Source organism: Mycobacterium sp. E2497, from assembly GCF_001668695.1.
Classification (GTDB): Bacteria; Actinomycetota; Actinomycetes; order Mycobacteriales; family Mycobacteriaceae; genus Mycobacterium.
This window is the reverse complement of sequence record NZ_LZKD01000304.1, coordinates 1-9,688: the sequence shown is the minus strand read 5'-3', so window position 1 is coordinate 9,688 and position 9,688 is coordinate 1. Positions and strand designations below refer to the sequence as shown.

The window sequence follows — 9,688 nt, the reverse complement described above, 5'->3', positions numbered from 1 at the left end:
CTCGTGGCACAGGTGCAACAACGCAGCCTGGCCGCCTATGAACACCAAGACGTACCCTTCGAACTCCTCGTCGAGCGCCTGCGCCCCACCCGCAGCCTCAGCCACCACCCCCTGATCCAGGTCGTCCTCGCCTGGCAGAATGTCGACGTCGCCGATCTCACCTTGGGCGATCTTCACGTCACGCCGCTGCCCACCGATACCCGCAGCGCGCGAATGGATTTGGTGTTTTCGTTGACTGAGCGTTGGAGTGAGGATGGTCGGCCCGCCGGGATTGGTGGGGCGGTGGAGTTTCGTACCGATGTGTTCAACACCGCTCGGGTGGAGGCGGTGGTCGCGCAGGTGTATCGGGTGTTGGTGGCCATGGTGGCGGATCCGGGGCGGCGGTTGTCGTCGATCGATGTGCTGGAGGAGTCCGAGCGTGCGCGGCTCGACGAGTTGGGCAATCGGGGGGCGCTGAGCGCTCCGGTGTCGACGGGGTTCTCGATTCCGGGGTTGTTCGGCGCGCAGGTGGGGCGTGCGCCGGAGGCGGTGGCGATCACCGAGGGGGAGCGGTCGTGGACGTATCGGGAGGTTGATGAGTGGTCGACTCGGTTGGGGCGCTTGCTTGTTGAGTATGGTGCCGGGCCGGGGGAGTGTGTGGCGGTGTTGGCCGAGCGGTCGGCTCAGGCCGTGGTGGCGATCCTGGCGGTGCTCAAGGCCGGGGCGGCCTACCTGCCCATCGACCCGGCCCTGCCGGCAGCACGCATCGAATTCATGCTCACCGACGCCATACCGGTCGCCGCCGTCACCACCGCGGGCGTGCGGTCGCGGCTGGACGGTTCCGACGTCGCCGTCATCGACTTCGACGACCCCGAACTGGCAACCCAACCCGGCTGCGCACCCCCGCCGCCGGACCCCGGCGACATCGCCTACGTCATCTACACCTCCGGCACCACCGGGGTCCCCAAGGGTGTCGCCGTCACCCACCACAACGTCACCCAGCTGCTGCAGTCGGCCGAGGAAGAACTGGCGCTGGGTCGGGTGTGGTCGCAATGCCACTCGCTGGCCTTCGACTTCTCGGTCTGGGAGATCTTCGGGTCGCTGCTGCGCGGCGCCCGGCTGGTCATCGTGCCCGACGCGGTGGTCCGCTCGCCAGACGAGCTGCACGCCACGCTGATTCGCGAACAGGTCAGCGTGCTCAGCCACACCCCTTCGGCGGTCGCGGCTTTGTCCCCGCACGGTCTGGAATCAGTCACGACGCTGGTGATGGGCGGGGAGCCCTGCCCGCACGAGGTGGTCGACCGGTGGGCGCCCGGGCGGGTGATGGTCAACCAGTACGGTCCGACCGAGACCACGATGTATGCGGCCATGACCCCGCCGCTGACCGCGGAAACCGGAGCGCCGCCGATCGGCTCCCCGGTACCCGGTGCGGCGTTGTTCGTGCTGGACGCCTGGTTGCGGCCTGCCCCCGTCGGTGTGGTCGGTGAGTTGTACGTGGCGGGCCAGGGTGTCGCCTGCGGGTACCTGGGCCGGTCGGGGTTGACCTCGTCGCGGTTCGTGGCCTGCCCGTTCGGGGAGCCCGGACAACGGATGTATCGCACCGGGGACCTGGCGTGCTGGCGTGCCGACGGGCAGCTGCAGTACCTGGGGCGCATCGACGATCAGGTCAAGATCCGCGGCTACCGCATCGAGCTCGGCGAAATCCGCACGGCGCTCGCCGGTTTGGCGGGCGTCGGGCGGACGGCGGTGGTCGTCCGCGAGGACCGTCCCGGCGACAAGCGCCTCATCGCCTACATCACCGGCACCGCCGACCCGGCCGATATCCGCACCCGGCTTGCCGGGCGGCTGCCCACCTACATGGTCCCGGCCGCCGTCGTGGCGGTGGACGTAATCCCGTTGACGGTCAACGGCAAACTCGACACCCGCGCCCTGCCCGCACCCGACTACCAGAGCACCGAGCAGTACCGCGCCCCCGGCGACGCCGTCGAGGAGATCCTGGCCGGCATCTACGCCCAGGTGCTGGGCGTCGAGCGCGTCGGGATCGACGACTCCTTCTTCGATCTGGGCGGGGACAGCATCTTGTCCATGCAGGTCGTGGCCCGCGCGCGGGCGGCCGGTGTTCTGTTCCGCCCGCGCGACGTCTTCGTCGAACAGACGGTCGCCCGGCTGGCCCGGGTGGCCGGCGTAGCCACCGGCGACGACGTGACCGATGACGGCATCGGCCCGGTGGTCGCGACCCCGATCATGCGCTGGCTGCAGCAGATTGACGGTCCGGTCGATCAGTTCAACCAGACCATCGTGGTCCAGGCCCCCACCGGCGTCACCCACGACGACGTGGTGGTGCTGCTGCAGGCCCTGATCGACCGGCACCCCATGCTGCGGCTGTGTGTGGACGACGACGGCGCCGGCGGCTGGTCGCTGCACGCGCCCGAGCCCGGCGCGGTCGACGCGCGCAGCTGCCTGCACGTCGTCGACGCGTTGTCCGAAGAGGCGGTGCTGGCCGCGCGGTCGCGATTGGACCCGGCGGCGGGCGTGATGCTGCGCGCGGTCTGGGCGGAGCCCACCGGGCGGTTGGCGTTGATCGTCCACCACCTGGCCGTCGACGGGGTGTCGTGGCGAATCCTGTTGGAAGACGTGAACATCGCCTGGGCCCAACAGCGCACCGGGCAACCGATCGCGTTGCCGCCCGGCGGGACGTCGTTCGCCCGCTGGTCGGCGATGCTTCAGGAGCATGCCCGGCGCCCCGAGGTCGTCGACCGGGCGGGCGCGTGGCGCGACGTGGCGGCCGCCCCGGCGCCGTTGCCGGCGGTGCGCCCGGGCGCCGACACGTACGAGACGGCCGGACAGTTGTCGGTGTCCCTCGACGCCGACACCACGCAAATGTTGCTGGGGGCAGTGCCGGCGGCGTTTCACGCCGGTGTCCAGGATATTTTGGTGGTCGCCCTCGGGTTGGCGATCAACGAATTCCTGGGCACCGGCGCGCCGCTCCGTATCGATGTCGAGGGTCACGGCCGCGACGAGGACGTCGGACCGCACGTCGTCCTGTCGCGCACCGTGGGGTGGTTCACCGCCAAATACCCCGTCGCGCTCCAGCTCGGCGCACCGCACTGGCCGAAGGTCAAAGCGGGCGAGCCCGAGCTGGGCGCGCTCGTCAAGGACGCCAAGGAGCAACTGCGTGCGCAGCCGGACGGGCCGACCTACGGGCTGCTGCGCTACCTCAATCCCGAAGTGGGCCTAGAGGACCCGGACCCGGTGATCGGGTTCAACTACCTGGGACGGCTCGGGGGGACGGCCGAGCTGTCCGACGAGTTGTGGCGGCCCGATCCGGACAGCCAGTCGTTGACCGCCGCGGCGGCCGCGCTGCCGATGCCGCTGGGGCACACGCTGGAACTCAACGCCGGTGCCATGGAAACGGCGAACGGCTCTCGCCTGCAAGCCAATTGGACGTGGGCGCTCTCGGCGCTGACGCGCGAACAAGTCGGCCGACTCAGCCAACTGTGGTGTGACGCCCTGGCCGGCATCTGCGCGCACGTGCGCAACGGCGGGGGCGGCTTGACCCCGTCGGACATCGCCCCCGCCCGGCTGAGCCAGCAGCAGATCGACGAGCTGTGCCGGCAATACCCGGTCGCCGACGTGTTGCCGTTGACGCCGCTGCAGCGGGGACTGCTCTTTCATGCCGGCGCCGGGCTCGACCCCGCGGACGACGTGTACGCGGTGCAGCTCGACATCACGGTGTGCGGCCCGCTCGACCCCCAGCGCCTGCGGGAGGCGGTTGGCGGCGTGCTCAGCCGGCACCCCAACCTGATGGCCCGGTTCTGCGAAGCGTTCGAGGAGCCGGTGCAGATCATCCCCGCCGACCCGGCCGTGGCGTGGCGCTACGTCCAGCTCGACGCCGACGATGCCGACCCGGACGAGCAGGTCGCGCAGCTGTGCGCCGCCGAGCGGGCCGCGGTGTGCGACCTGGCCACCCGCCCGGCGTTCCGGACCGCGCTGGTCCGCACCGCGAAAGACCGCCACCGGTTCGTGTTGACCGTCCACCACATCGTGATGGACGGATGGTCGCTGCCGATCGTGCTCCAGGAGATCTTCGCCGGCTATTACCGGGAGCGGTTGCCGCCGGCGGCGCCGTACCGCAGCTACCTCACCTGGCTGGCCGGCCGCGACCTGGCGGCCGCGCGAGCGGCGTGGCGCCACGTGCTCGACGGCGTCGACACCCCGACGTTGGTGCGCCCACCGGGACCGGCGGGGCGGCGCGGCGTCGCCACGTTCACCGTGCCGGCGGACACCACACGGGCGCTCAGCGGGCTGGCCCGCGCATCGCACACCACCGTCAGCACCGTCCTGCAGGCCGCCTGGGCGCAGCAGCTGGCATGGCTGACCGGTCACGACGATGTGGTCTTCGGCGCCGTGGTCTCCGGCCGCCCGACCGAGGTGCCCGGCGCCGAATCGATGGTGGGCCTGCTGATCAACACGGTCCCGGTCCGGGCGACGATCACCGCGGCGCAGACCGTCGCCGGGCTCCTCGACCAGCTCCGCCGCGCCCACAACCAGACACTCGACCACGAGCACCTGGCGCTGGCCGAAATCCACCGCGCCACCGGCCACGACCAGTTGTTCGACACCCTGTTCGTGTACGAGAACTACCCGATCGACACCGCCGCGCTGGCCGGCGCCCACGAAGTCACCGTCACCGAGTTCACCAGCCGCGAGTTCAACCACTATCCGCTCTCGGTGCAAGCCGTGCCGGGCGACGAACTGGGCCTGCGCGTCGAATTCGACACCGACGTCTTCGACGCGGCCGGCATCGAGACGCTGATCGAGCGGTTCCGCCGGGTGCTCGTCGCCATGACCGCCGACCCGGACCGCCCGCTGTCGGCCATCGACAGCCCCGAGGAGCCGGAGCACACCGTCGCATGGGGCAACCGCGCGGTGCTAGCCGAGCCGGTGACCGGGCGCTCCATTCCGGAGATGTTCGCCGCGCACGTGGCCCGTGCCCCGGAGGCGGTGGCGCTGAGCTTCGAAGGCCGCTCCATGACGTACCGGGAGCTGGACGAGGCCGCCAACCGAGTGGCGCGCCTGCTCGCGGCCCACGGCGCCGCACCCGGAACCTTTGTGGCGCTGCTCTTTTCGCGATCCGCCGACGCCGTCGTCGCGATCCTGGCGGCACTCAAGGCGGGGGCCGCCTACCTGCCGATCGACCCCGGGCTGCCGGCGGCGCGGATCGGGTTCATGATCGCCGACGCAGCGCCGATCGTCGCCGTCACCACGGCCGACCTGCGCTCGCGGCTCGTCGGCTCCGGCGTGCCGATCATCGACGTGCATGACCCGCCGGCGGACACGGGCTCCGCCACGGTCTTGACCGCGCCGGCCCCCGAGGACATCGCGTACCTGATCTACACGTCCGGCACCACCGGCGTCCCCAAGGGTGTTGCGGTCACCCACCACAACGTCACCCAGCTGATGACGTCGCTGCATGCGCCCCTGCCGGCCGCGGGCGTCTGGTCGCACTGCCACTCGCTGTCCTTCGACGTCTCCGTCCAGGAGATCTTCGGCGCGCTGCTGGATGGCGGGCGCCTGGTCGTGGCGCCCGAGGCTGTGGTCCGCGCACCGGAAGAGCTGCGCGCCTTGCTGATTCGCGAACGGGTCAACATCCTCAGCCAGACCCCGTCGGAGGCCGGAACCCTGTCGACCGAGGGCCTGGATGCCGTCGCGATGGTGATCGGTGGCGAACCCTGCCCGCCCGAGCTGGTCGACCGGTGGGCACCGGGCCGGGTGATGGTCAACGCCTACGGCCCCACCGAAACCACCGTGGACGCGGCCATCAGCGCGCCGCTGACCCCGGGCGCCGGGGCGCCGATCGGGTCGCCGGTGTCCGGCGCTGCGCTGGTGGTGCTGGACAGGTGGCTGCGGCCGGTACCGGCCGGAGTGGTCGGGGAGTTGTACGTGGCCGGTCGCGGCGTCGCGTGCGGATACCTGGGCCGATCCGGCTTGACGGCATCGCGATTCGTGGCCTGCCCGTTCGGTGGGACCGGGACGCGCATGTACCGCACCGGGGACCTGGTGCGCTGGGGCGCCGACGGGCAGCTGCGGTATGTGCGGCGCGCCGACGATCAGGTCAAGATCCGCGGGCATCGCATCGAACTCGGCGAGATCCACGCCGCGCTCCTCACTTTCGAGGGCGTGCAGCAGGCGGCGGTCGTCGCCCGCGAGGGCCGGTTGGTCGGCTACGTGACCGGAACCGTCGAACCGGCCGGGATCCGCGCCGCGCTCGCCGAGCGGTTGCCGCCCTACATGGTGCCCGCCGCGGTCGTCGTAGTGGACGCAATCCCGTTGACGCTCAACGGCAAACTCGACAAGCGGGCGCTGCCGGCACCGGAATACCACGACTCCGAGTCCTACCGCGCCCCGGCGACACCGGTCGAGGAAATCCTGGCCGAGATCCACGCGCGCGTATTGGGATTGGCCCGCGTGGGGGTCGAGGAGTCGTTCTTCGACCTGGGCGGCGATTCCCTGGCGGCCATGCGCCTGGTCGCCGCCGTCAACGCGGCCCTGGACACCCACCTGTCGGTGCGTGCGGTGTTCGAGGCCCCCACCGTCCGCCGATTGGCGCCGCTGGTGGGGCCAGGCGGCGATGGACCTGCGCGCGTGGTGGCCGGGGCGCGGCCCGCGGTGCTGCCGCTGTCCTTCGCCCAGTCCCGGCTGTGGTTCATCGATCAGCTGCACGGGCCGTCGCCGGCATACAACATGGCCGCGGCGCTGCGGCTGCGCGGGCAGTTGGATTGCGCCGCGTTGCGCGCGGCGCTGGCCGATGTGCTGGCCCGTCACGAAAGCCTGCGCACGGTGTTCGTCGCGGCCGAAGGCACGCCCCAGCAGGTGGTGTTGCCGCCGGAGCACGCCGACGCCCGGTGGGAGGTGGTGGACGCCGCCGAATGGTCCCCGGCGCGGTTGGAGCAGGCCGTCCGGGCTGCCGCGGGACGCCCGTTTGACCTAGTTGCCGAGATACCTTTGCGGGCAGAGCTTTTCAGGATCGCCGAGGACGAACACGTCCTGGTGGCCGTGGTACACCACATCGCCGCCGACGGCTGGTCGCTCACCCCGCTGGTGCGCGACCTCGGCGTGGCCTACGCCGGCCGGTGCGCGGGCCGGGCCCCCGGTTGGGTGCCGCTGCCGGTGCAGTACGCCGACTACACCCTGTGGCAGCGGAGCCGGCTCGGCGAACTCGACGACCCGGACAGCCCGATCGCCGGGCAGTTGCGCTACTGGCAGGACGCGCTGGCCGGGATGCCCGAGCGTCTCGAGTTGCCCACCGATCGGCCCTATCCGACCGTCGCCGATCAGCGCGGTGCCAGTGTGAGCGTGGAGTGGCCCGCCGACCTGCAGGACCGGGTGCGCGAGCTGGCGCGGGCGAACAACGCGACCAGTTTCATGGTGATCCAGGCCGCCCTGGCGGTGCTGCTCGCCAAACTCACCGCGAGTTCCGATGTCGCCGTGGGCTTCCCGATCGCCGGCCGTCGCGATCCCGCACTGGACGACGTCGTCGGCTTCTTCGTCAACACCTTGGTGTTGCGGGTCGAGCTGTCCGGGGATCCCAGCATCGCCGACCTTTTGGCCCAGGTGCGCCGGCGCAGCCTGGCCGCCTACGAACATCAGGACGTGCCCTTCGAGGTTCTCGTGGAGCGGCTGAACCCCACCCGCAGCCTCGGGCACCATCCGCTGGTCCAGGTGATGCTGGCCTGGCAGAACACCGGGCCCGCCGAACTCGAGCTGGGCAATCTGCAGGTCACCGCGCTGCCGGTGGACACCGGCACGGCCCGCACCGACCTGTTGTTCTCGCTGGCCGAACGCTGGACCGCGGACGGCCGGTCCGCCGGGATCGGCGGTGCAGTGGAGTTCCGCACCGATGTGTTCGACACCGCTACCGTCACAACGCTTCTGGCGCGGCTGCGGCGGGTGCTGGAGGCCATGACCGCCGACCCCGCCCGCCGGTTGTCGTCCGTCGACGTGCTCGACCAGGCGGAGCACGCCCGCCTCGAGGTCATCGGCAACCACGCCGCGCTGAGCCGGCCCGAGCCGGCGGCGAGGTCGATTCCGGAAACGTTCGCCACGCAGGTGGACCGCGCGCCGGACGCGGTGGCCATCAGCTGCGGGGGCCGCGGCCTGACCTACCGCGAGGTCGACGACAAAGCGAATCGCCTGGCGCACCGGCTCGTCGAGGTCGGCGCGGGCCCGGGGGAGCGGGTGGCGCTGCTGATGCCCCGGACGGCCGAGGCGGTCGTGGCGATCCTGGCGGTGCTGAAAGCCGGGGCGGCCTACGTGCCGGTCGATCCGGGGCTGCCGGCCGGGCGGATCGGCTTCGTCCTGCACGACGCCGCACCCGTCGCCGTGATCACCACGGCCGGCCTGCGGTCGCGGCTCGACGGTTGCGACCTGCCCGTCATCGACGCCCACGACGACGACGTCGACGCCCGCCCCGCCGGGCCGCTGCCCGCCGCAGCGCCCGACGACATCGCCTATGTCATCTACACCTCCGGTACGACCGGGACCCCCAAGGGCGCGGCGGTCACCCACCGCAGCGTCATCGAGCTGCTGGATTCGCTGGACGCCGAGCTGGAGCTGGGCACGGTGTGGACGCTGTGTCACTCGCTGGCCTTCGACTTCTCGGTGTGGGAGATGTTCGGCGCGCTGCTGCGCGGGGGACGCCTGGTGGTGGTGCCCGACGCGGTGGTCCGTTCGCCGGAAGACCTGCACGCCTTGCTGGTTCGTGAACAGGTCAGCGTGCTGAGCCAGACACCGTCGGCCTTCTACGCGTTGCAGACCGCCGATGCGTTGGCGCCCGAGCTCGGCCGGCAGCTCAAGCTGCAGACGCTGGTGTTCGGCGGCGAAGCGCTCGAACCCCGGCGCCTGGCCACGTGGTTGGACGGCCATCCGGGACGCCCACGCATCGTCAACATGTACGGAACGACCGAGACCACGGTGCATGCCTCGTTCCGCGAGATCGTCCACGGCGACGTCGACGGCGGCGGCAGCCCCATCGGAATTCCCCTGGCGCATCTCGCCTTCCTGGTGCTGGACAACTGGTTGCGGCCGGTGCCGGCCGGGGTGGTCGGCGAGCTGTACGTGGCCGGCCGCGCGTTGGCGTCCGGATACGTCGGCCGGCCGGCCCTGACGGCGTCGCGGTTCGTCCCGTGCCCGTCGGGCCCGCCCGGGCGACGCATGTACCGCACCGGGGACCTGGTCCGCTGGGGTGCCGACGGGCAGCTGCAGTACCTGGGCCGCTCCGACGACCAGGTCAAGATCCGCGGCTATCGCATCGAGCTCGGCGAAATCCACGCGGCCCTAATCGGTTTGGACGGGGTGCAGCAGGCCGCGGTGATCGCCCGCGAAGACCGTCCCGGGGAGAGGCGGCTGGTGGGCTACGTGACCGGGCACGCCGACCCGGCCGGCGTCCGCGCCGCGCTCGCCGAGCGGCTGCCCGCCTACATGGTGCCCGCCGCCATCGTCGTCGTGGATGCGATCCCGTTGACCGTCAACGGCAAGCTCGACACCCGGGCCCTGCCGCCGCCGGACTACCGCGATCCCGGTCGTTACCGCGCCCCGGCCACCCCCACCGAGGAGATCCTGGCCGCCATCTACGCCCAGGTCGAAGAACGAGTCGTCGACGCCGACCCGGTCGAGGCCGAGGACCTGGGCGTAGATGGCGGCCAGGATC

The 9,688-nt window shown here is 71.4% G+C and carries 1 protein-coding gene; it reads left to right on the top strand.

Annotation, left to right across the window (positions count from 1 at the left end; genetic code table 11):
• A partial coding sequence (locus A5713_RS27050) for a non-ribosomal peptide synthetase (protein ID WP_156752059.1) occupies window positions 1–9,688 on the top strand: 9,688 nt, incomplete at both ends.